The organism is Streptomyces sp. NPDC029139 (genome assembly GCF_055564335.1).
The window spans coordinates 285,857-305,911 of sequence record NZ_JBVHWN010000006.1 but is presented as its reverse complement, the minus strand read 5'-3'; the positions used below and the strand labels follow the sequence as shown (position 1 = coordinate 305,911).

The following is a 20,055-nucleotide window of genomic DNA, read 5'->3' as shown; positions in this document are numbered from 1 at the left end:
CCCATGGGCACCCGTGGGGTGCGCGAGGGGGAGACCCCTTCGCCACGCTCCGCATCCGGGAGGACACGCCGGGCACGACATGCCGCGTGGCCGCTCGCCCGTCGGAAACCCATGTCCTGGGGGACATCATGGAACTCGCTTTCCTCAAACCTCTCTTCGCCCGTCCGGGGCCCTGGGCCTCGGTCTACATCGAGACCACCCGTGCCACGGAGGACGGAGCGAAGATCCAGAAGCTCCGCGAGCGCTCCATCGCCGCACAGCTCATCGACGCGGGTGCCGACGGCTACACCACCAAGGTGGTCATGGAGCGGCTGGCGCACGAGCCCGTGGCGGGTACGCCACCCGGCCGGGCGCTGTTCGCCGCGGGTGCCGAGGTGGTCCTGGACGTTCCGCTCACCCAGCCCCCGCCCGTCGGTGAGGCGACCTGGTCGATGCTGCCGCACGTGGCGCCGCTGGCGACGCTGCGTGGGGACACGCCCAGCTGCCTGGTGGCGTACATCGACCGTACGGGCGCGGATCTGGAGCTGCGCGAGGGTCACCGCCGGACGGCGCTGGGCGAGGCCCGCGGGGCGGAGTGGCAGGGTCGTGGGCATCGAGGCGTCCCCGCCGACCGGTACGAATGGCACTACCGCAACAGGGTCGAGAACGGCTGGAACGAAACCGCCGACCTCATCGCCGGCGAGCTGGCCCGGCAGTGGCCGGAGAGCGGCGCCGAGCTGCTGGTCCTGGCCGGGGACGCCCGGGAGCGCAGGGCCGTGCACAACCGGCTGCCCGAGCGGATGCGGGACGTCACCGTGGAGGCGGAGAGCGGCGGCCGGTCGGCCGGTGCCGGCACGGCGGCGCTCGACAACGAGATCAGGCAGGCGTGCGAGGTGTACGCGCAGGACCGGCTCCGCCGGACGCTCGAACGGTTCCACCGGGGCCGGGGCAAGCCGGGAGAGCACCGGGAGTCCTCCGTCGACACCGGCCCCGGCGAGGCGGCGGAGGGGATCCCGGCGGTCGTGGACGCCGCGCGCAAGCACCAGGTGGCCACCCTGCTGCTCACCCCGGCGGCCGCCGACGGGGGCCGTCAGGTCTGGATCGGCCCCGGCGTCGACGAGGTGGCCGTCCAGCGCGGTGAGGCACGCGCGATGGGCGTACCCCGGCCCGAGCAGGCGCGCGCGGACGACGCGCTGCTGCGGGCGGCCGCGGCGGCCGACTGCGAGGTGCTCGTGGTGCCGGAGGGTATGCGGGGTCCGGCGGGCGGGCTGGGGGCCGTACTCCGCTGGAGCATGTGACCGGCGTGGAAAGCAGGTACCGGCGTGGGATGCAGGTACCGGCGTGGAAAGCAGGTGACGGGCGTCCGGTCCGCCGGGTGGCCCGGCGGGCCGGGGCAGCCGGGACCTGGTCCGGAGGCGACCGTGGCCGGAACCCGCCCCGTGAAGCCTCGGCGTGACACCTGGCCGTGAATCCTCGGCATGACGTCTGGCCGTGGATCCTCGGCATGACGCCTGGCCGGCGCTCGACCCCGCCCGCGTGACGCGCGGCGCCGGGCGCTTCGGCCTTCGCGGCACTCGGCGCCCGGCGCGTGGCTTTGGTGACGCGGCGCTTCGGCCCGGAGCCTCAGCCGTTGTACGGCGCTGCAGGCCGGGCGTTCAGCCGCTTCAGCCGCTTCAGCCCGGGGTGACGTTCTCGGCCTGGGGCCCCTTCGGGCCCTGGACGACGTCGAACTCGACCTTCTGTCCTTCCGTGAGTTCGCGGTAGCCGGTACTGGCGATGGCCGAGTAGTGGACGAAAACGTCCGGGCCGCCACCGTCCTGGGCGATGAAGCCGAAGCCCTTCTCCGCGTTGAACCATTTCACTGTTCCGGTTGCCATGGTGATCTCCTTGGCGCATACGGACACTTCCATGGTCCCTCGGCGCGGCCCGGAAGTCCCGGCGGGTAGCGTGGCCGCATGGAACTCATCGGAGAGATCACCGCCGACCGGCCGCTCCTCGTCCTGGCCGTCAAGGAGGAGGCGCAGTTCCTCGACACGGACCTGCCGGTCCTGCTCACCGGTATGGGCAAGGTGAACGCGGCGACCGCGCTCGCGACCGTGCTGGGCCGCGGCACGCGCCCCTCCGGGGTCGTGAATCTGGGGACCGCGGGGGCGCTGCGGCCCGGGTGGACGGGAACGCACGTGGTGGGGACGGTGCTCCAGCACGATCTCGACAGCGAGCTGCTGGCGACGCTGACCGGTGAGACCTACGGAGCGCCGCTGGCCCTGCCGGACGGCGGTGACGTGATCCTGGCGACCGGCGACGCCTTCATCTCCGACGAGGCCGCCCGGGCCCGGCTGGCCGCGCGGGCGCCGCTGGTCGACATGGAGGGTTACGCCCTGGCCGCCGCCGCCGGACTGGCCGGGGTGCCGATCCGGATCGTCAAGCACGTGAGCGACGAGGCGGGCGACGGCGCCGCCCGCACGTGGCGGGAGTCGGTCGCGGACTGTGCCCGGGCGCTGGCGGACTGGGCCGCCGCCCACACCCCGTACCGCTCCTGAAGACCTCCCGACCCCCCGGCGGCCGGCCGGGCGCCGGGCCTCAGCCGGGCGCCGGGCCGAAGCGGCGGCGGTACGCGGACGGGGAGAGGCCCGTCCGGCTCTTCATCAGAGCGCGCAGGTTGGCCGCGGTGCCCAGGCCGCTGGTGCGGGCGACGACGTCGAGGCGGGACTCCCCCCGCTCGATCAGACGGCAGGCCAGGGCCACCCGCTCACCGGTGAGCCAGGCCAGCGGGGTCGTACCGAGCTGGGCCCGGAACCGGCGGTGGAGCGTCGCCGGGCTCACGGCGGCGCGGGCGGCGAGACCGGCGACGGTCAGTGGTGAGCCGAGGCGTTCCTGAACCCAGGCGAGCAGCGGGGCGAGCGACTCGTCGGGCGGGTCGGGGACCGGCCGCTCCACGAACTGACGCTGCCCTCCGTCCCGGTGGGCCGCGAAGACGAGCCGTCGGCTGACGGCGTTCGCGACCTCCGCGCCGTGGTCGCGCCGGACCACGTGGAGTCCGAGATCGAGGGCGGCGGCGCTGCCCGCGGCGGTGAGGATGTCGCCGTCGTCGACGAACAGGACATCGGGTTCGAGGTGTACGGAGGGGAAGCGGGCGCGGAAGGAGTCGGCCCACTGCCAGTGGGCGGTGGCTCGGCGGCCGTCGAGGACTCCGGCCTCGGCGAGGGTGAAGGCGCCGCTGCAGAAGCCGATGAGGCGTGTGCCGCGCGCGTGGGCGCGCCGGATCGCGGCGAGCACGGCGGGCCTGCGGGGCACCTCGACGTCGGGGCGGTTGGGGACGATCAGGGTGTCGGCGGTGTCGGCCGCGGCGAGCCCCGCCACTCCGGTGAGGGTGAAGAATCCGTCCCTCATGGGCGTGCGGGGGTCGGGCGAGCAGAGCCGGAAGTCGTACAGGTCACGGCCGAGTTCGGGGCGGCGCAGACCGAAGACCTCGGTGGCGCAGCCCAGCTCGAAGGGGTTGGAGTTCGCGTCGACGATGACGACGACACGGTGTGCCGGCGCGTGCGAGGATCCTTGCGGCATGTGCTCTTTCTAGCACTCACGCCGGGCGGTCGGGACTGCTGAGATGGGTCCCATGAGCCGACAGACCTCTGTGAACAGCGATCCCCTCGCCCTCGCCACGGCGCTCGCCTCCTTCGACGACCTGTGGAGTCCGCGGGTCGTGACGCGGGTCAACGACTACGACGTACGCGTGGCGAAGGTGGCGGGTGAGCATGTGTGGCACGCGCACGACCACACCGACGAGTTCTTCCTCGTGATCGAGGGCGAGTTGTCCATCTCGCTGCGGGAGGAGGGGCGCGAGCGGACGGTGTCGCTCCCCCGGGGCTCGGTGTTCACCGTGCCCCGGGGCGTGGAGCACCGCCCGTACGCTCCGTCCGGCGCGTCGATCCTGATGTTCGAACCGACGGGGACGCTGTCGGTCGGGGATCGCCACGAGGAGATCCCCGACCATGTCGACGTGACGACGGGCCACGCCCTGGGCGAGTGAGCCCCGGGCGGGTGCGGGGTGCTCAGGGCGCGTGGAACCGCACCTCGGGGTGGGCGGCGTCCGGGCCGTCCAGCAGCGGGCGCGGGAGACCGCGCAGGTGCTGGTCGAAGAAGGCGGCGACGTAGGTGCGGGTGACGGCGACCGCGCGCCGCGGGGGCAGCGGGGGCCGGGGCAGCCCGAAGTGGTGTTGCAGGACCGGGCTGTCGGAGAAGGTGAAGTGTTCCGAGCCCGCCACGGTCAGCCAGCGCTTCCATCCGTCGAGCGCGGGCCAGGTGCGGTCCCAGGTCCTGTCGGTGCCGCCGGGCCGGTGGACCTCGTCGTCGGTCCCGAGCAGCATGAAGGGCCGGCCGCGCAGTCCCTCGGCCGGAAGCCGGCCATGGAAGGCGCCGTCCATGTTGATCCCGGCGTCGACGCGGGTGTCGGCGGCCATCGTCGTGGCCGCGCTCGCGCCGCCGATCGAGTGGCCGGCCATCCCGATCCTCGTAGCGTCGATCACGCGGGAGTAGCGCCAGGCCGGTGCGCCGCCCGTCAGCCGGTCCACGACGAACCGCATGTCGGCCGCTCGGGCCGCCGTCACCAGGCCGGGGTCGGCCCCGTTCTCGTCGACCGTCGTACAGGCCACGCAGGTGAGCATCCGCCCGCCGGGCACGGCGGTGCCGAAGGACTCGTAGGCGTGGTCGACGGAGGCGACGACGTAGCCGCGGGAGGCGAGATCCTCGGCGAGGTGGGTGAGGGTGTAGCGGGCGACGCCGAAGCCGGGCGAGAGGAGGATGAGGGGGTGCCGGCCCGGCGCGGGGCGGGCGTCGACCCGGCTGTGGGTGTGCATGCCGGCCAACTCTCGGGCGGGTACGGCGGATCCGATGCCGAGCCCGTCGACCAGAAGGCGCGTCTCGGCCTCGGTGGCGTACCGCGCGGGAGGGCCGGCGCCGTGGCGGGCGGCCGGGTAGTGGACGGTGACCATGAGTTCCCGCGCCTCGGCCTCGGGCACCCAGGGATCCGTACGGGAGCGGTCGACGAGGTGCAGCACGGAGCTTCCGACGGCGTGCGGGCCGGTGGGGGCGGGCAGCTCGGCGCGGGAGACGGCGGCGGTGGGCGTGCCCTCCGGCGAGAGGGCGGAGGTGGCGGAAGCCGGGCCGGCGGCGGCCGTGGTGAGGGGTAAGGCGAGGGCGCAGGCCAGTGCGGCGGCCGTGGCCGCCCGAGTGATTCGCGACATGGCAGGAGGCTAACGACGCGCCTTGCCGTCCGGCGTCAGCCCACGGGAGCACCTTCCCGCCCCCTTTCGTCAGCCCTGAGTCGCAGGTTCCGGAGTCGCACCGGCTTCCCGATTCTCACAGCGCCATGTTCATTCACACATCGCCATGGTAGAACTGGGTCATGGGTGTCGCGAATCGTCTGGACCTGACCCTGCGCCTGGTGCAGGGATCCGACCGGGTCTCCGTGTCGGAGCTGTCCCGGCGGCTGGGCGTGTCGGAGATGACCGTGCGCAGGGACCTGGACGCGCTGGAGGGCCAGGGGCTGGTGCGCCGGGTGCACGGCGGGGCCGTGGCGACGCGCCGGCGGGCCGAGGAGGCCGGGTTCCGGGCGCGGGAGCCGTGGCAGGCCGCCACCAAGGACCGCCTGGGCGCTGCCACGGCCGCGCTGGTGGAGCCCGGGTCCCGGGTGCTGCTGGACGCGGGGACCACGACGGTGCACGTGGCCGAGCATCTGGCGGCCCGGGCTCCGCTGACGGTCGCCGTGCTGAGCCTTCAAGCCGCGGTGTGCCTGGCCGACCGGCCCGGGATCGAGCTCCTGGTGGTCGGCGGCCGATCCCGGCCCGGCGAGCGTTCCCTCGTCGGTCCGCTGGCGCTGCGCACGCTGGAGTCGCTGGCCTTCGACTGTTTCGTGATGTCGATCGGCGGTGTGCACGCGGAACACGGCTGGTCGGAGTTCTCCCTGGACGACGCCGCCGTCAAGCAGGCCGGACTGGCCCGCGCCGCCCACACCGTCGCGGTGGCGGACGCGACCAAGCTCGGCGTGCGCGCCTTCAGCCGGGTCGCGTCCCTCGACGCCGTGGACCGTTTCGTCACCGACACCGCGGCCGAGGACGGCGGCACACACCCGAGCGGTCCGCGGACGCTGGAGGCGTTGCGCGAGGCGGGTGTCGAGACCGTCCTGGCCTGAACGCCGTCCCGGGAGCCACCGTCCTGGCCTGAACGCCGTCCCGGGCCACCGTCCTGTCCCCACCCCACTTCCGAGGAGTGACATGACCGCCGAACCACGGTCGCTGATGATTCTTGTCGCCGGCCCCTACCGGTCGGGTACCGGTGACGACCCGCGGAAGCTCGAAGCCAACGTCCGGGCGATGAACCGCGCCTCTCTGGCCCTCTTCCGCGCCGGGCACCTGCCCGTCACCGGTGAGGCTCTCGCCCTGCCGCTCCTGGAGACGGCGGGCAGCACCCGGCCGGGCGACCCCCTCTTCGACGAGATCTTCCACCCCGTCGCCGAGCGCCTGCTCAGCCGCTGCGACGCCGTGCTGCGGATCGGCGGCCCCTCCGAGGGGGCGGACCGGATGGCCGGCCGGGCCCGTGCCGAGGGCAAGGACGTCTACACCGACCTCGCCGACGTGCCGGCCGCCCGGTGACCGCCGGGATCGACACCCCCGACCGCCGCGGCCGCACCGGCCTGGACCGCCAGGGGCGCGACCTGGCCGGCAACCCCCGTGTGCGGATCCGCGACGTGGAGGTGCTGTCCTGCGACTGGTACGTGCTGCGCAGGACCACGTTCGACTACCGGCACAGCGACGGACACGTCAGCCGTGAGCAGCGCGAGACCTACGACCGCGGCGACGGGGCGACGGTCCTGCTCCACAACACCGAGCACGGCACCGTGCTGCTCACCCGCCAGTTCCGCCTCCCCGCGTACGTGAACGGGCATCCCGACGGCATGCTCCTGGAGACCGCCGCCGGTCTCCTCGACGGCGACAGCCCGCACGAGGCGATCCGCCGCGAGGCGGCCGAGGAGACCGGGCACGTCATCGGCACCCCCGAGCACGTCTTCGACGTCTACATGAGCCCCGGCTCCGTCACCGAGCGCCTGCACTTCTACGCCGCGCCCTACGACCCGGCGGACACCGTGGCCGGGCCGACCGGCGTGGCCGCCGAGGGCGAGGACATCACGACCGTCGAACTGCCCTTCGCCGACGCACTCGCCATGGTGCGCAGCGGTGAGATCGCCGATGCCAAGACCATCATGCTGCTCCAATGGGCGGCCCTCGACGGCCCCTTCCGCCACGACCGGCAGGGCCCGCGGGGCCGGCAGGCCGGGGAAGAGTGACACCGGAGAACGCATGAACGGCGCACGCGGCATCGACTCCGGGGAGGAGCGACACCGACTGCCCGGAAGTGCACGTTTGGGACGGGTGCTGCCCGTGGCCACCCGTGTGTTCCCGCGCGCTCCCCCGTGCGGTCGGCCGGAGGCGAGACCATCCTGGAGGGGTGGGCCCCTCCCGCGAACCGCCCCGCGGTGCGGGCGGAGCCTTGTGCGCCCCCGATGCGGACGTGAGCGCCGGGTCGCGTTCCGAGCAGGATGCGCACCGGATGCGCGGTGCCTGTGGCGCGAGTCGCGTAGGGGGCGGGTGCCGCCGGTTCGAGGGAGGCGGGACGGATGAGCGGGTCCGGGTCGGTCACGGGCGGCAAGGCACGGTTCGACGACATCTACGACCAGCCGGACCCACGGGCGTACTTCCTGCGGCTGGCGCCGCTGGAGTACGAGATTCCGCAGCAGGCCCAGGCCGCGTTCCGGCGCGCGGCGGCCGAGCGGGGCGGCGGAACGGTGCTCGACCTGTGCTGTTCGTACGGGATCAACGCCGCGCTGCTGAACCACGACGTCACTCTGGCGGAGCTGTACGCGCGCTACACCGATCCTGCGGTCCGCGGGCTGACGTCCGCGGAACTCGCCGTACGGGACAAGGAGTTCTACGCCACCCGGCGCCGCGACGACGCCGCGCCGGTCATCGGGCTCGACGTGGCGGGCCATGCCCTGCGCTACGCCCGCGCGGTCGGGCTCCTCGACGACGCCTTCGCGGAGAACCTGGAGGAGGGCACGCCGCCGAGCCCCCGGCTGCGGGCGGCCATGGCCGGCGTCGGGTTGATCACGCTCACGGGTGGTGGCAGCTACCTCACCCACCGCACCTTCGCCGCGCTCCTCGAATGCGCCGGGCGGCCGGTGCGGGTGAGCGCGTTCGTGCTGCGCACGGTCTCGTACGCGCCGATCGCCGCGTGCCTGGCGGCCCACGGCCTGCGGACCGTCGCCGATCCGTCACGGACGTATCCGCAGCGGCTCTTCACGGACGAGCGTGAGCAACGCTTCGCCGTCGAGGCGGTGCGGGCGCTGGGCGGAGACCCGGCGGGGCGCGAGTCGGAGGGGCGCTTCCACACGGTGCTGTACGAATCGGTGCCGGCTGACGCGCCCGGGCGGCCTCCCCGGGAAGGGTGACCGCCCGGGCGGGGACACGGCCGCGGGCGGGTCAGCGCACGACGTCGAAGACGTTCAGCTGCAGGCCGTTGGCGTACGCCGCGTGCTCGACGAGCTTCAGCTTCTGCGTGTCCTTGTCCGTGGCGCTGAAGAGGCGCTTGCCCGCGCCGAGCAGCAGCGGGAAGACGAGCAGGTGGTAGCGGTCGATCAGGCCGGCGTCGGAGAGGGCCTGGTTCAGGGAGGCGCTGCCGTGGACGATGATCGGGCCGCCCTCCGTCTCCTTCAGCGCGGCCACCTCGTCGAGGGAGCGCAGGATCGTCGTCTCGCCCCAGTGCGGCACCAGGTCGTCCTCGGCGAGGGTGGTGGAGACGACGTACTTCGGCATCGCCTTGTAGTCGGCGAAGTCCTCCATGTCGGGCCACACCGCGCTGAACGCCTCGTAGCTGGTCCGGCCCAGCAGCATCGCGGTGGCTTCCTTCTGCTCCCGGCCCTTGATCTCGAACGCCTCGGGGAGAAAGTCGACGTCCTTGAAGGTCCACCCCGAGTTCCGGTAGCCGGGCTCGCCGCCGGGGGCCTCCACGACGCCGTCGAGGGACATGAAGGCAGTGCTGATCAGGGTACGCATCTCGGGATCCTCGGTGTCTCGTGTCGGGTTCTCGGCCGGGCGGTCGGTGCCCGCTTCGTCCACGCTCGTGGCCGCGCCGCACCAACCATGATCTCTGACCGTGGATCATGGGGAAACTCATCGGTCCCCGGCCGTTTCTTCACGACCGCGGCCGCCGGACGACGAGGACCGCCGCCACGTCGTCCTCGAGCCCGCCCGCGCCGTAGGCGGTCAAGTCGCCGTGCAGAAGGGCCGGGAGGCGTTCGCCCGGCTCCGCCGCCCAGCGGGACATCCGTTCCTCCAGGGGGTAGAAGGTGCCGGCGCGGTCGCGGGTCTCGCTCACGCCGTCGGTGAACAGCAGCATCCGGTCCCCGGGTCCGAAGGGGACCTCCTCCACCTGGTGGCGGGAGTCGACCAGACCGGCCAGGTTGACCGGCAGGGACGGATCGGGAAAGTCGACGGGGCGGACACGCGCGGCGTGCTGCAGCAGCGGGGCGGGGTGGCCGCAGCTGAGGAGCCGTGCGACGTCCTGCTCCTCGGGGATCTCGACGAGGACGACGGTGGCGAAGCGTTCGGCCGCGTCGGAGTCGGGGTCCCAGGCGCCGTAGCGTTCGAGGCCCTCCTCGAGCCGGTCGGCCAGGGCGGGCAGGTCCGGGGCGTCGTTGACGGCCGCGCGGAAGGAGCCGAGCAGGACGGAGGCGGTCTCCACCGCGCCGAGCCCCTTGCCCTGGACGTCGCCGAGCATCAGCCGTACGGCACCGGGCACGTGCACGGCTTCGTAGAAGTCGCCGCCGATCCGGGCCTTCGCCGCGGCGGCGACGTACAGCAGGTGCAGGTCGACGGGGCCGAGCCGGGGCGGCAGCGGCCGGAGCACGACCCGCTGCACCACCTCGGCGACGGCGGTGACCTCGCGCAGGTCCCGTTCGTAGCGCAGCCGGACCCGGCTCACCCAGACGGCGACACCGGTCACCCCCGCCAGGACCACCTCGTTGGCCAGGATGTCGGGGACGAACGGCTCGCCCCTGTCCACGCCGAGCAGCCCGCCCAGCACCATGGCGGTCAGTCCGATGACGATGGTGCCGCGGACGCTCCAGGTGACGGCCGCGAGGGCCGGCGCGGCGGCCAGGAGCCGGTCGTAGCGTTCCACGTCGGAGGTGAGGACATCGGCGAGCACTGTCAGGACCATGGCCAGGACCGGCAGGGCCCGGCCGATGGTGATCTGCGTGTGCGACCGGTACGCGGGACGGCCGCGGTGATCACCTGAGGGCATCTGGTGATCGTACGCAGAGGTGTGGCGGCGGCCGGGCGCCCGACGCGGGCGTGTCCGCGACCGGGCCGGAACACCGGCCCGGGCGGCTCAGGGTCGTGACGCGGGGCGGGACGCCGGCCGGGGCGCGGAGCGGCGGGCCTCCGGGCGTGTGACGACGGGGGCGGTGCGGCCCGGCAGTCCGAGTGCCGCGACGGCGCCGACCACCGCGACGGCGGTGAGCACCAGGAGGGTGCTCCTCATCGCGGGGACGAAACCCGTGGACGCGCCGAGCGTCATCAGCAGGGTCGCGGTGGCGACGCCGAGCGCGGGGCCGACGTTCATGGCGGTCTGCTGGAGTCCGCCGGCGACTCCGGCGTCCGCGACGGCCGCCCGGTGCACGACTGCGGTGGTGGCGGTGGCCATGACGGTGCCGAAGCCGGCGCCGAGCAGGGCGAAGCAGGCTCCGGTCGACAGCGCCGTCGCCGAGGCGTCGAGCCGGGACAGCAGCAGTATGCCGAGGGCCAGCAGGGCGCTTCCCCCGACTGTCGTACGGCGGGCGCCGAAACGGCGTTGCAGCAGGGCCGCGGTGGGTGCGCCGACCACCATCAGGACGGCGAGGGGCAGGACCCACAGGGCGCTCGTCAGCGGGTCGAGGCCGCGGACGTCCTGGAGGAAGTACGTCGCCACGAAGAGCGAGCCGAAGAGGGTGGCCGACGCGGTCAGGAGCGTGACGAGGCCCGCCACGACGGCCCGGGACCGCAGGAGGGCCGGGGGCAGGAGGGGACGGGCGGTGCGTCGTTCGTGCCGGGCGAAGGCCGCTCCGGCCGTGACGGCGGCGCCGAGGGCCAGTGCGGTCGGCAGGGTCCAGCCCGAATCGGGGCTTCCCACGAGCACCTGCACCAGACAGCCCAGGGTGACGGCGAGCAGGCAGGCACCGGGCAGGTCGAGAGGAGTGCGGGCACCGGCGTCACCGCCGAGGGCGGTACGGGCGTCGGTGTCCCGGTCCGGGAGCGTACGGGCGCCGACGGCTGGAGCGGACGGGCCGGCCCCGCTGGGGCGCGGCGCGGGGACCATGAGCGCGAGGAGGCCGATCGCGAAGGCCGGGATCGCCGTGAGGACGAAGACGGAGCGCCAGCCGTGGGCCGTGACGAGCGCGCCGCCGACGAGTGGCCCGGCCGCTGCGGCGAGACCGATCGCGCTGGTGCGCAGGGCGATCGGCATGGCCAGCCGGTCGGCCGGGAAGGCGGCGCGGAGCATCCCCAGGGTGGCAGGCTGCAGGAGGGCCCCGCACACGCCTTGGAGGACGCGGAGGCCGATCACCCACCCGATCCCGGGCGCGAGGGCGATGCCGGCCGACGCGGCGGCGAAGCCGAGTGTCCCGAGGGCGAAGAGCCGCCGGTGGCCGTAGCGGTCACCGAGCCTTCCGGCGAGGACGAGAAGGCCCGCGACGGCGACGAGGTATCCGGTGCTGGTCCACTGGACCTCGGCGAAGCTCGCGTGCAGGTCGCGCTGGAGGGTGGGCTGCGCGAGGGTGAGCACGGTGCCGTCGAGGGCGACGACCGCGGCGCCGACGACGCTGCAGGCGAGGGTGAGACGCCGTTGCCGCACCACCGGTCGTCGTGTCACCGTTCGCGTCCCGCCGGGCCGAGATGGGCGTCGAGCGCGGCCCGGAGCAGCGGCTCCACGTCGTCCGTACGGGCGGCCAGCTGGAGGCTGCCCCAGCCCCAGAGCTGGGCGATGCCGTGCAGGTTCGCCCAGAGCGCGGCAGCCACCGCCGCCGGTTCGGGACCGGCCTCGGGGCGGGCCCGGGCGACGAGCCGGGCGAGGAGGTCGAACAGCGGCAGGCTGGTCTCCCGGAGCCCGAGCCGTCCGCTCTCGAGCAGGTCGTGCCGGAACATCAGCTCGTACATGCCGCGCCGGGTCAGCGCGAAGTCGAGGTAGACGCGGGCGAGGGCGTCGAGTTCGGCGCGGGCGGAGTCGGGGCCGCCCGATCCATCGGGTACGCCGGGGGCCGCCGCGGTCGCGGCGGCGACGCGGTCCGCGAGTTCGGTGAAGCCCTCGCGGGCGATGGCCGACAGCAAATCGAGGTGGGTCGGGAAGTAGCGACGGGGCGCCCCGTGGGAGACCCCGGCGCGGCGGGCGATCTCCCGCAGGGAGAGCGACGGCGCTCCTTCCGCGTGCACCAGCTCGACCCCGGCCTCGATCAGCCGTCCGCGTAGCCCGGAGGAGTCGAAGTCCGTCTCGGTGGACCCGGGGTACGTCGCGGTGGACTCGGTGTCCGTCTCGGTCTCTTCCGTCATGGACACTGTCTACCAGGAGGGCGTAGACAGTGTCTACCAAGATCGACGAAGTGCTCCGCTACACTGTTCGACAGCGAAGGGGAGTAGCCCCGCGAACCGGTCGTCGACACACTGGAACCCTCGGGTTCCCGGTGGCCGGGTCCGTGCGGAAGCACGGACGGGCGAGACCTTCGGCCAGGCATTCGCCATGTCCGCGTCCCGTGGGCGTGGTCCGTCATGCCGGGCCGAGTGGTTCTTCCCGTCGCCCTCCGCGGTGCCGTGCTGATCCCGGGCCCGGACCGAGCAGAGAGCCCCCGGTATGCACCTCGACCCCTTGGCGATCCTCACCGCCTTCGGGCTGATCTTCCTCGCCGAGCTTCCCGACAAGACGATGTTCGCGTCCCTCGCCATGGGCACGCGCATGCGTCCGCTGTACGTCTGGTTCGGCACCTCGACCGCCTTCGTCGCGCACGTCGCCATCGCCGTGGGCGCGGGCAGCCTCATCGGCCTGCTGCCCGACTGGATCGTCAAGCTCATCTCCGCCCTGCTGTTCGGCTTCGGCGCGTTCATGCTGCTGCGCGGCGGGGGCGACGACGACGGGGACGAGGCCGGCGGCCGGCCGGTGACCGGCTTCTGGCCCGTCTACTCGACCGCGTTCATGGCCGTCTTCATCAGCGAGTGGGGCGACCTGACGCAGATCACCACGGCCAACCTCGCCGCCACTAACGGCACCTGGTCGACGGCGATCGGCTCCGCCGCGGCGCTGATGAGCGTCTCCGCCCTGGCCCTGGTCGCGGGCCGCTTCATCGCCAAGCGCGTACCGCTCAAGACGGTCCAGCGCATCGGCGGCGTCTGCATGGCGGGCCTGGCGATCTGGTCGCTCACCGAGGTCTTCGTCGGCTGACGCCCGAGGCGTGCCCGCCCGTCGACAGGCGGGCACGCCTCACCTGCGACGCCGGGCACGCCTCACCTCCGACGGCCGGGCACGCCTCACCGGAAGTCCCGGAAGACCCCTTCCGGGTCGCCCTGCGCCTCCGCGGCGAACTCCTCGAAACCCATGTTCGCGATCGCCAGGTTGGCGTGGATGCTGTGGACCGCCGCCGGGACGGTACGAAAGCGCGTCCCGAACTCCGTCAGCCGGGCGTAGTCCTCCTCGTCCTCGCAATCGTCCCGGGTGATCGTGGACACCGCGAGAAGAGCGTGCCGGGCCGAGGTCATGGTCGTCCGGTCGGCCAGGAACACCACGCCCAGGTCCTCGTCCCCCGCGACCGCGGCCAGCACCTCGTCCACGCCCGCCCCGGCCCAGGCCGGGTCGTCGACGATCCGCGCGGAGAGGTCCGGCTCCTGGGCGAGCGCGGACCGGACCGGCTGCCACGCGCCGTCGTCCGCGTAGTCGGTACGAACGACCAGGGCGTCGAACTCGTCCCGCCCGGTCACCGGTGGACGCGGCCGCGGACGCCGCCCCGACGGAAGGGTTCGCGGACGGGCGAAGTCCGTGTTGTCTACCACCACGTCCATCCGGGGCAGGGGGTCGACCTCGTCGAGGTAGATCCGCTGCGCCACCCCGTACCTGTCCCGGTGGAGGGCCTCCGCGTCGGAACCCGCCCAGTCCTGGTCCCGCTCCGCGCCGCGCCGCACCGACAGCTCGGCGTCCACGTCGAGCCAGACGCGGTAGTCCCAGTAGTCGTCGATCTCCGGCCGGAAGGCGAAGACGCCGTCCACGACGATCACGGCGCCGGGGGCGAGCGGGGTCCGCCGCGTGGAGTGGTCGAGCTGGGTGAGCGGGTCGATGCCGCACAGCGCGCAGGCGTCGGCCCCGGGCGACCGGGCGGGGTCCAGGAGGAGACCCCGGACCAGCTCGTAGTCGTACGCGTTGCGGTAGTAGCCCTCCCCCGACTCGCGGTCGTAGAGGTGCCGGTCCTTCCATGGCCTCTTGAAGTCGTCGAGCGTCGCGCGGAGCACGGGCCGTCCCGCGCCCGCCATCCACTCGGCCAGCTCGTGCCCGAAACTCGTCTTGCCGGCCGCGGTGAATCCGTCGATCCCGACGAGGAGACGGCCAGGGCCTCGGGCCAGGACCGCCCGGGCGATCTCGCCGATCAGGGCGGCCCGTTCCGCGGAGGGCGCGGGCGGGACCGGCTGCTGCCAGGTCGAGGGCGAGTGGTGGACGTCGGCTCGCTGCGCGGTCATGGGCCGAACCTATCCACAGCGCCCGCGCGCCGGACCGCCGGGTGCCTCCCCCGCGCCGACCCTTGTTGAAGGAATGAATCACTGCTTCACTTCTTCCATGCCCTACCGCCGCACGCCCGCTGTCCAGGCGAGGTTCGACGACCGGCGCGCCGTCGTCGTGGACGCCGCCCTCGGCCTCCTCGCCGAGCACGGCTACGCCGGCTGCACGATGGCCGCCGTCGCCGCGCGCGCCGGGATCGCCACCGGCAGCGTCTACCGCCACTTCCCCAGCAAGGCCGAGCTGGCCGTCGAGCTGTTCCGGACCGTGGTCTCCCGCGAGGTGGCAGCGGTGTCCGAGGCGGCGCGCCGCGCCGAGCACGCGGGGGCCGCCGAGCAGGTCGTCGCCGTGATCGAGACCTTCGCCCAGCGCGCCCTGAAGTCGCCGCGCCTCGCGTACGCGCTGCTCGCCGAACCCGTCGACCCGGCCGTGGACGCCGAACGGCTGGTCTTCCGGCGGGCGTTCCGCGACGTGTTCGCCGAGCGGATCGCCGAGGGGGTGCGCTCCGGGGAGCTTCCGGCCCAGGACGCCGCGCTGACGGCTGCCGCGCTGGTCGGGGCGGGGGCGGAGGCGCTCGTCGGGCCGCTGGCGGACGGGGCCGTGGGGCCCGACACCGTACCCGCCCTGGTCACCTTCACCCTGAGAGCCCTGGGAGTTCCCGATGCCGCGCACGCATGAGGTCACCAACCAAGTCCCGCCGCTCGCCGGTCACGACGTGTCGGCCGACCCCGCCCTTCTGGAGGGTCTGCGCCGGGAGGGCGCGGGCTGGGCCGAGGAGGAGGTGCGCGAACTGGGCGTGCTGGCCGGCGGCGAGCAGGCCCAGGAGTGGGGGCGGCTGGCCGAGCGGAACTCTCCCGTCCTGCACACGCACGACCGCTACGGACACCGCGTCGACGAGGTGGAGTTCCATCCGTACTGGCACGAGCTGATGACCGTCGCGGTGCGCCACGGACTGCACGGGGCGCCGTGGCGCGACGACCGGCCGGGGTCGCACGTGGCGCGGGCGGCCAAGGTGTTCGTGTGGGGCCAGGCGGACCCGGGGCATCTGTGCCCGATCTCGATGACGTACGCGGCGGTGCCCGCCCTGCGCGCCCAGCCGGACCTCGCCGAGGTGTACGAGCCGCTTCTGACCTCCCCTTTCTACGACTTCGGGCTGCGCGAGCCGACGTCGAAGCGCGGCCTCATCGCGGGGATGTCCATGACCGAGAAGCAGGGCGGCTCCGACGTGCGCGCGAACACCACGCGGGCGGAGCCGACCGGAGAGGACGGCTTCTACGCGCTGACCGGGCACAAGTGGTTCACCTCGGCGCCGATGTCGGACGTGTTCCTCACGCTGGCGCAGGCGCCCGGGGGCCTGTCCTGTTTCCTGGTGCCTCGGGTGCTGCCCGACGGCACGCGCAACGCGATCCGGCTGCAGCGGCTGAAGGACAAGCTCGGCAACCGCTCCAACGCCTCTTCCGAGATCGAGTACGAGGGCGCGCTCGGCCGTCTGGTCGGCGAGGAGGGCCGCGGGGTCGCGACCATCATCCGGATGGTGAACATGACCCGCCTGGACTGCGCCGTCAGTTCGGCGTCCGGGATGCGCCAGGGTCTGGTGCAGGCCGTCCACCACGCCACGCACCGCAGCGCGTTCGGTGCCCGGCTGGTCGACCAGCCGCTGATGACGAACGTCCTGGCCGACCTGGCGGTGGAGGCGGAGGCGGCCACGATCGCGGCCCTGCGGCTCGCCGGGGCGGTGGACCGGGCGGCGGCCGGTGACGCGGAGGAGGAACTGCTGCGCCGGATCGGTCTGGCCGTCACCAAGTACTGGGTGTGCAAGCGGGCTCCCGCGCATGCCGCCGAGGCGCTGGAGTGCCTGGGCGGCAACGGCTACGTCGAGGACTCGGGCCTGCCGCGTCTCTACCGCGAGTCCCCGCTGCCCTCGATCTGGGAGGGCTCGGGCAATGTGGCCGCGCTCGACGTGCTGCGTGCCATGGGGCGTCAGCCGCAGGCCGTCGAGGCGTTCTTCGCGGAGGTGGACCGCGCGGCGGGCGCCGACCACCGGCTCGACGCGGCGACCGCGCGACTCCGCAAGGACCTGGGCGATCTCGGTGACGCCGCCGCGCTCCAGTACCGGGCCCGCCGGCTGGTCGAGCACATGGCTCTGGTCCTCCAGGGCTCCTTGCTCGTCCGGCACGGCCATCCGGCGGTCGCGGACGCGTTCTGCGCCTCCCGCCTGGACGGCGACCGGGGCATCGCCTTCGGTACGCTGCCGCCCGGTCTGGACACGGCGGCGATCATCGAACGGGGCAGTCCGGCCGCGACCGTGACGGCCTGACCGTGCGCCCGCGCCCTGCCCGGGCTCCGTCGGGTGGGGCGCCTCTCAGCCGGGGCGCCTGCGCAGGGCGCCCAGGTAGACCCCGATCAGGATGAGCGGTGTGCCGAGGAGCAGCGAGGCCGTGAGCGGCTCGTCGTCCAGCCAGGCGGACAGCACGATCGTGACGACGGGGACGACGACGAAGACGTACGCCGCCCGCGACGCGTCCCAGCGGTGCACCACGAACAGGAAGAGGACGAAGGTGAGGACGGAGCCGGCCACCACCAGATAGGCCAGCGCCCACCACGTCGCGGCGCGGTCCGGCAGCCGCCAGGTGTCGCCGGCTGCGAGCGACCCGGCGAACAGCAGGACGGAAGCGGCTGTCATGCCCACCGCGTTCATCGTGACCGCGTGCACCGTCGGCAGGCGCCGTACCAGCACGGTGGCCTGGGCGAACGCCAGCATGCTGCCCAGGATCGCCAGCAGGGACAGGACGGGCACGCCGCCCCCCAGCGGGTCGCGCGAGATGACGGCGACCCCGGCCGTGGCGAAGACGGTGCCGACGGCCGCCATGAGCCGGAGGCGTTCGAGACGCTGCGCCACCGCGAGCAGCAGGGTGGCGAGCGGGACCAGGGACAGGATGGTCTGACCGAGCCCGGCATGGATGTGGACCAGGGCGTAGTACGCGAGCGCGAAGGTCACCCCGAAGTTGAGGACGCCGAAGAGGACCGACCCGGCGAGCGCCCGGCCACGGGGGAACTCCAGTCCGCGGACGGCCATCACGGCCAGCAGGAGCAGCGAGGCGGCGCCGAACCGCAGGGCCGCGCCCCACAGCGGGTCGAGTTCACGGTTGCTGAAGCGGACGCCGACCGCGTTCCCGCCCGCGAGGACCGCGGCGGCCAGGAACGCTGCGGGCGTCACGCGGTCCTCGGCACGCTGCACCGGCCCACCGTAGCCTCGCCGTCACCGTGCCCGTACGGGACACACCGCCGCGCGCGGAGCGCTCCGATCCGCGCCGGGAGCACCGCCCCGCGCGGGGGCACCGCCCGTGCGAGGCGCCGCGCCGCGTGCGGGGCTCCGCACGGGCGGTGCCCCCGCGCGGGGCGGCGCGCTGGGCTCGCTCACGGCGGTGTGGCCCTACGGGGCGTACGGCTGGACGGTGACGATCGGGGCCGCCCTGGGCTTCACGGCCGTGGCCGCTCTGGTGGTCGCGGCGACACGCCGTACCTCCCCGAGTTGCGTACCGGGCGACACGCGCGAGGCTGGGAGCCACCACCCGCGCACCCTCGCAGGGAGAGACGATGCATGACCTCGCGGCCCTCGCCGACGAACATCTGTCCAAGGCGCATGCCGACGCGCACGGCAGGAGCGCCCACCTGCTGGTCCACGACGGGGTGCTCCGGCAGAGTGTCATCGCCCTGGTCTCCGGCGCGGCGCTCGACGAGCACAACGCCCCGCCGGCCGCGAGCCTGCAGGTGCTGCGCGGCCGGGTCCGCCTGACGGCGGCGGACCGGTCCGAGGACCTGTCGGTGGGCCAGCTGCGGATGATCCCGAAGGAACGCCACGGGCTCACGGCCCTGGACGACGCGGTCGTCCTGCTGACCGCCGTCAACGACTAGAGCCGTATCCGGGATCAGGCCGCTCGCTCGGCACGATCCGGGAAACAGGCCCTTCGCCGGACGCGGCCGAGGCCGTGTCCGGCGAGCCTCGCCGCGGCGGGGCTCAGTCCCGTGCCTGGGCTCCCGTCAGCTCCGCGACCCGGTCGGCGGTCGCCTCCGGCAGGAGGGGCGGTTCGCCCGTGATCCAGACGGCCCGGACCGACATCCGGCTGACGCGCCAGCCGCTGTCCGTGCGCCGGAGCTCCCCTTCGTAGACGCCTCCCACCGTGAAGAGCGGGTCGGCTCCCTCGCCGCGTGCCTGGAGTGTGGAGTCCAGGTGGACGTGGGTCATATGGGCGTTCCAGGAGACCTCGGCCGTCCGCGCGCCCGGTTCGGCGCGGACGAGGACGTCGGAGGAGAGGTGCAGGGTGGCGGCGAACCGGCCGATGGCCTCCTCCACGTGACGTATCGCTTCGGCGCCCTCGGCCACCCCGAGCGGGGTCGTCGTCCGCAGGTCGTCGGTGAAGTAAGCGTCGGCCCAGCCCTCGTCGAACCGCCGCTCGTCCATGGCGCGGAAGAAGCCGCTGATGAGGGTGGTGATCTCGAAGTGGTCCTGAAGACTCGTCGTGCTGCTCGTCGCGTTCATGGCTCGATCATTCGACCTCGACCGCACTTGAGGTCAAGCGGTTCCCTCGTTCCGTCCTCCGGCGTTCACACGGTCTCGTTCAGGTCCCGCGCGTAGTACTCGATGGCGGCCCGGTACCGGCGTACGTACGGGTCCTCGCTCGTGGTCGCGACCAGGCGCAGGAGCAGCTGCGCCGACTCGTGGTGCTCGCCCGTATTGAACAGCGCCATCGCCAGGAAGGTGCGCAGCGCCCCGTCGGCCGGGAACTCCTCGACGGCCGCCCGCAGGGTGGCGACGGCCTCCTCGTACCGGCCGAGGACGCGGAAGGTGCTTCCGAGCCCGAGCAGCGCGCCCCTGCGGTCGTCCTCCGTGAGCCCGGTGCCGGGCTCCTTCAGCGCGCGCTCGTAGAAGGGGACCGCCTCGGCCTCCAGACCGAGGACGTCGTGGGCCCACGCGGCCTGGTACGCCACCTCGGCGTCGTCCGGGTACCGCGCGGCGAGTTCCAGCAGGCGCTCCCGCGCCTGCTCCTGGCGGCCCTGCTCGCGCAGTCCGACCGCTTCGGCCAGCAGTCCGTCTCGCTCGTCGTCGTTCATGGTGAGCATCGTCGCAGCTCGCCCCGGAGTGCGGGGCGCTGCCTGCCAGATGACGGAGCGCCATACTCCGGCCCGTCGGTTGTGGCGGCCGGCCCCATAGAGACCGGCGCGGCCCGCGCCTAGCCTTCC

Annotated in this window: 22 protein-coding genes; 11 read left to right on the top strand and 11 right to left on the bottom strand. The window is 73.6% G+C overall.

Annotated elements, in window-relative coordinates:
• The first annotated feature begins 128 nt into the window (after nucleotides 1-128).
• Nucleotides 129-1,277 carry a baeRF2 domain-containing protein gene (locus tag ACZ4VW_RS17240; protein ID WP_467963059.1) on the top strand — a complete coding sequence of 383 codons (1,149 nt, stop codon included), beginning with the start codon at nucleotides 129-131 and terminating at the stop codon, nucleotides 1,275-1,277.
• Nucleotides 1,278-1,652: 375 nt separating this feature from the next.
• Here the strand turns inward: ACZ4VW_RS17240 and ACZ4VW_RS17235 are convergent, their stop codons facing one another.
• Nucleotides 1,653-1,856: a cold-shock protein gene (locus ACZ4VW_RS17235; RefSeq protein ID WP_467963057.1), complete on the bottom strand. Its 204-nt coding sequence runs from the start codon at nucleotides 1,854-1,856 to the stop codon at nucleotides 1,653-1,655.
• Nucleotides 1,857-1,934: 78 nt separating this feature from the next.
• Between ACZ4VW_RS17235 and ACZ4VW_RS17230 the strand changes: the two genes are divergently transcribed.
• Complete coding sequence (locus tag ACZ4VW_RS17230; protein ID WP_467963055.1) at nucleotides 1,935-2,519, top strand: nucleosidase; 585 nt, start codon at nucleotides 1,935-1,937, stop codon at nucleotides 2,517-2,519.
• A 40-nt stretch (nucleotides 2,520-2,559) separates the two neighbouring features.
• On the opposite strand, the gene ACZ4VW_RS17225 is transcribed toward ACZ4VW_RS17230, so the two are convergent.
• The gene (locus ACZ4VW_RS17225) at nucleotides 2,560-3,540 is read right to left on the bottom strand and encodes a GlxA family transcriptional regulator (protein WP_467963053.1); all 981 of its coding nucleotides are present in this window, start codon (nucleotides 3,538-3,540) and stop codon (nucleotides 2,560-2,562) included.
• Nucleotides 3,541-3,592: 52 nt separating this feature from the next.
• On the opposite strand from ACZ4VW_RS17225, the gene ACZ4VW_RS17220 reads away from it, so the two are divergent.
• Entirely contained in the window at nucleotides 3,593-4,006 is a 414-nt protein-coding gene (locus ACZ4VW_RS17220) for a cupin domain-containing protein (protein WP_467963052.1), read from the top strand.
• Between the two features lie 22 nt (nucleotides 4,007-4,028).
• Here the strand turns inward: ACZ4VW_RS17220 and ACZ4VW_RS17215 are convergent, their stop codons facing one another.
• A complete protein-coding gene (locus tag ACZ4VW_RS17215; RefSeq protein ID WP_467963050.1) occupies nucleotides 4,029-5,219 on the bottom strand; it encodes an alpha/beta hydrolase family protein in 1,191 nt (396 codons plus the stop codon).
• Nucleotides 5,220-5,380: 161 nt separating this feature from the next.
• Here ACZ4VW_RS17215 and ACZ4VW_RS17210 point away from each other — a divergent pair, with 161 nt between their 5' ends.
• The 4 genes from ACZ4VW_RS17210 (at nucleotide 5,381) to ACZ4VW_RS17195 (ending at nucleotide 8,479) form a co-directional block, all read left to right on the top strand.
• The gene (locus ACZ4VW_RS17210; protein WP_467963048.1) at nucleotides 5,381-6,166 is read left to right on the top strand and encodes a DeoR/GlpR family DNA-binding transcription regulator; all 786 of its coding nucleotides are present in this window, start codon (nucleotides 5,381-5,383) and stop codon (nucleotides 6,164-6,166) included.
• Nucleotides 6,167-6,248: 82 nt separating this feature from the next.
• Complete coding sequence (locus ACZ4VW_RS17205) at nucleotides 6,249-6,626, top strand: DUF4406 domain-containing protein (RefSeq protein WP_467963046.1); 378 nt, start codon at nucleotides 6,249-6,251, stop codon at nucleotides 6,624-6,626.
• Complete coding sequence (locus ACZ4VW_RS17200; RefSeq protein ID WP_467963045.1) at nucleotides 6,623-7,318, top strand: NUDIX domain-containing protein; 696 nt, start codon at nucleotides 6,623-6,625, stop codon at nucleotides 7,316-7,318. Before ACZ4VW_RS17205 ends, ACZ4VW_RS17200 begins: the two co-directional genes overlap by 4 nt.
• 330 nt (nucleotides 7,319-7,648) lie before the next feature.
• Nucleotides 7,649-8,479 (top strand): hypothetical protein, encoded by an 831-nt coding sequence (locus ACZ4VW_RS17195; RefSeq protein WP_467963043.1) that lies wholly within the window; start codon nucleotides 7,649-7,651, stop codon nucleotides 8,477-8,479.
• 31 nt (nucleotides 8,480-8,510) lie between these two features.
• Here ACZ4VW_RS17195 and ACZ4VW_RS17190 read toward each other — a convergent pair whose 3' ends face one another.
• The 4 genes from ACZ4VW_RS17190 to ACZ4VW_RS17175 all read right to left on the bottom strand — a co-directional run bounded on the left by ACZ4VW_RS17190 (nucleotide 8,511) and on the right by ACZ4VW_RS17175 (nucleotide 12,611).
• Entirely contained in the window at nucleotides 8,511-9,083 is a 573-nt protein-coding gene (locus ACZ4VW_RS17190) for a dihydrofolate reductase family protein (protein ID WP_467963042.1), read from the bottom strand.
• A 139-nt stretch (nucleotides 9,084-9,222) separates the two neighbouring features.
• On the bottom strand, nucleotides 9,223-10,332 hold the full coding sequence (locus ACZ4VW_RS17185) for a PP2C family protein-serine/threonine phosphatase (RefSeq protein ID WP_467963040.1): 1,110 nt from the start codon (nucleotides 10,330-10,332) through the stop codon (nucleotides 9,223-9,225).
• 87 nt (nucleotides 10,333-10,419) lie between these two features.
• Entirely contained in the window at nucleotides 10,420-11,937 is a 1,518-nt protein-coding gene (locus tag ACZ4VW_RS17180; RefSeq protein WP_467963039.1) for an MFS transporter, read from the bottom strand.
• Nucleotides 11,934-12,611, bottom strand: coding sequence for a TetR/AcrR family transcriptional regulator (locus ACZ4VW_RS17175; RefSeq protein WP_467963038.1), 678 nt, complete (start codon nucleotides 12,609-12,611; stop codon nucleotides 11,934-11,936). Before ACZ4VW_RS17175 ends, ACZ4VW_RS17180 begins: the two co-directional genes overlap by 4 nt.
• A 298-nt stretch (nucleotides 12,612-12,909) precedes the next feature.
• Between ACZ4VW_RS17175 and ACZ4VW_RS17170 the strand changes: the two genes are divergently transcribed.
• On the top strand, nucleotides 12,910-13,494 hold the full coding sequence (locus tag ACZ4VW_RS17170; RefSeq protein WP_467963037.1) for a TMEM165/GDT1 family protein: 585 nt from the start codon (nucleotides 12,910-12,912) through the stop codon (nucleotides 13,492-13,494).
• A gap of 86 nt (nucleotides 13,495-13,580) precedes the next feature.
• Here the strand turns inward: ACZ4VW_RS17170 and ACZ4VW_RS17165 are convergent, their stop codons facing one another.
• On the bottom strand, nucleotides 13,581-14,777 hold the full coding sequence (locus ACZ4VW_RS17165) for a DUF6924 domain-containing protein (RefSeq protein WP_467963036.1): 1,197 nt from the start codon (nucleotides 14,775-14,777) through the stop codon (nucleotides 13,581-13,583).
• Nucleotides 14,778-14,874: 97 nt separating this feature from the next.
• Between ACZ4VW_RS17165 and ACZ4VW_RS17160 the strand changes: the two genes are divergently transcribed.
• Together ACZ4VW_RS17160 and ACZ4VW_RS17155 are read left to right on the top strand one after the other, a co-directional pair.
• Nucleotides 14,875-15,492 carry a TetR/AcrR family transcriptional regulator gene (locus ACZ4VW_RS17160; protein WP_467963034.1) on the top strand — a complete coding sequence of 206 codons (618 nt, stop codon included), beginning with the start codon at nucleotides 14,875-14,877 and terminating at the stop codon, nucleotides 15,490-15,492.
• Nucleotides 15,476-17,131: an acyl-CoA dehydrogenase family protein gene (locus ACZ4VW_RS17155; protein ID WP_467963033.1), complete on the top strand. Its 1,656-nt coding sequence runs from the start codon at nucleotides 15,476-15,478 to the stop codon at nucleotides 17,129-17,131. Before ACZ4VW_RS17160 ends, ACZ4VW_RS17155 begins: the two co-directional genes overlap by 17 nt.
• Nucleotides 17,132-17,176: 45 nt before the next feature.
• Here ACZ4VW_RS17155 and ACZ4VW_RS17150 read toward each other — a convergent pair whose 3' ends face one another.
• Nucleotides 17,177-18,052: a DMT family transporter gene (locus ACZ4VW_RS17150; RefSeq protein WP_467963031.1), complete on the bottom strand. Its 876-nt coding sequence runs from the start codon at nucleotides 18,050-18,052 to the stop codon at nucleotides 17,177-17,179.
• A 359-nt stretch (nucleotides 18,053-18,411) separates the two neighbouring features.
• Between ACZ4VW_RS17150 and ACZ4VW_RS17145 the strand changes: the two genes are divergently transcribed.
• On the top strand, nucleotides 18,412-18,729 hold the full coding sequence (locus ACZ4VW_RS17145; protein ID WP_467963029.1) for a cupin domain-containing protein: 318 nt from the start codon (nucleotides 18,412-18,414) through the stop codon (nucleotides 18,727-18,729).
• 103 nt (nucleotides 18,730-18,832) lie between these two features.
• Here ACZ4VW_RS17145 and ACZ4VW_RS17140 read toward each other — a convergent pair whose 3' ends face one another.
• Together ACZ4VW_RS17140 and ACZ4VW_RS17135 are read right to left on the bottom strand one after the other, a co-directional pair.
• Complete coding sequence (locus ACZ4VW_RS17140; RefSeq protein WP_467963028.1) at nucleotides 18,833-19,354, bottom strand: nuclear transport factor 2 family protein; 522 nt, start codon at nucleotides 19,352-19,354, stop codon at nucleotides 18,833-18,835.
• 65 nt (nucleotides 19,355-19,419) lie between these two features.
• Entirely contained in the window at nucleotides 19,420-19,926 is a 507-nt protein-coding gene (locus tag ACZ4VW_RS17135) for a tetratricopeptide repeat protein (protein ID WP_467963026.1), read from the bottom strand.
• Nucleotides 19,927-20,055 lie beyond the last annotated feature (129 nt).

Coding starts and splice junctions, on each gene's coding strand:
- ACZ4VW_RS17240 (WP_467963059.1), top strand. CDS start 129: ATGGAACTCGCTTTCCTCAAACCTCTCTTCGCCCGTCCGGGGCCCTGG.
- ACZ4VW_RS17235 (WP_467963057.1), bottom strand. CDS start 1,856: ATGGCAACCGGAACAGTGAAATGGTTCAACGCGGAGAAGGGCTTCGGC.
- ACZ4VW_RS17230 (WP_467963055.1), top strand. CDS start 1,935: ATGGAACTCATCGGAGAGATCACCGCCGACCGGCCGCTCCTCGTCCTG.
- ACZ4VW_RS17225 (WP_467963053.1), bottom strand. CDS start 3,540: ATGCCGCAAGGATCCTCGCACGCGCCGGCACACCGTGTCGTCGTCATC.
- ACZ4VW_RS17220 (WP_467963052.1), top strand. CDS start 3,593: ATGAGCCGACAGACCTCTGTGAACAGCGATCCCCTCGCCCTCGCCACG.
- ACZ4VW_RS17215 (WP_467963050.1), bottom strand. CDS start 5,219: ATGTCGCGAATCACTCGGGCGGCCACGGCCGCCGCACTGGCCTGCGCC.
- ACZ4VW_RS17210 (WP_467963048.1), top strand. CDS start 5,381: ATGGGTGTCGCGAATCGTCTGGACCTGACCCTGCGCCTGGTGCAGGGA.
- ACZ4VW_RS17205 (WP_467963046.1), top strand. CDS start 6,249: ATGACCGCCGAACCACGGTCGCTGATGATTCTTGTCGCCGGCCCCTAC.
- ACZ4VW_RS17195 (WP_467963043.1), top strand. CDS start 7,649: ATGAGCGGGTCCGGGTCGGTCACGGGCGGCAAGGCACGGTTCGACGAC.
- ACZ4VW_RS17190 (WP_467963042.1), bottom strand. CDS start 9,083: ATGCGTACCCTGATCAGCACTGCCTTCATGTCCCTCGACGGCGTCGTG.
- ACZ4VW_RS17185 (WP_467963040.1), bottom strand. CDS start 10,332: ATGCCCTCAGGTGATCACCGCGGCCGTCCCGCGTACCGGTCGCACACG.
- ACZ4VW_RS17175 (WP_467963038.1), bottom strand. CDS start 12,611: ATGACGGAAGAGACCGAGACGGACACCGAGTCCACCGCGACGTACCCC.
- ACZ4VW_RS17170 (WP_467963037.1), top strand. CDS start 12,910: ATGCACCTCGACCCCTTGGCGATCCTCACCGCCTTCGGGCTGATCTTC.
- ACZ4VW_RS17165 (WP_467963036.1), bottom strand. CDS start 14,777: ATGACCGCGCAGCGAGCCGACGTCCACCACTCGCCCTCGACCTGGCAG.
- ACZ4VW_RS17160 (WP_467963034.1), top strand. CDS start 14,875: ATGCCCTACCGCCGCACGCCCGCTGTCCAGGCGAGGTTCGACGACCGG.
- ACZ4VW_RS17155 (WP_467963033.1), top strand. CDS start 15,476: ATGCCGCGCACGCATGAGGTCACCAACCAAGTCCCGCCGCTCGCCGGT.
- ACZ4VW_RS17145 (WP_467963029.1), top strand. CDS start 18,412: ATGCATGACCTCGCGGCCCTCGCCGACGAACATCTGTCCAAGGCGCAT.
- ACZ4VW_RS17140 (WP_467963028.1), bottom strand. CDS start 19,354: ATGAACGCGACGAGCAGCACGACGAGTCTTCAGGACCACTTCGAGATC.
- ACZ4VW_RS17135 (WP_467963026.1), bottom strand. CDS start 19,926: ATGAACGACGACGAGCGAGACGGACTGCTGGCCGAAGCGGTCGGACTG.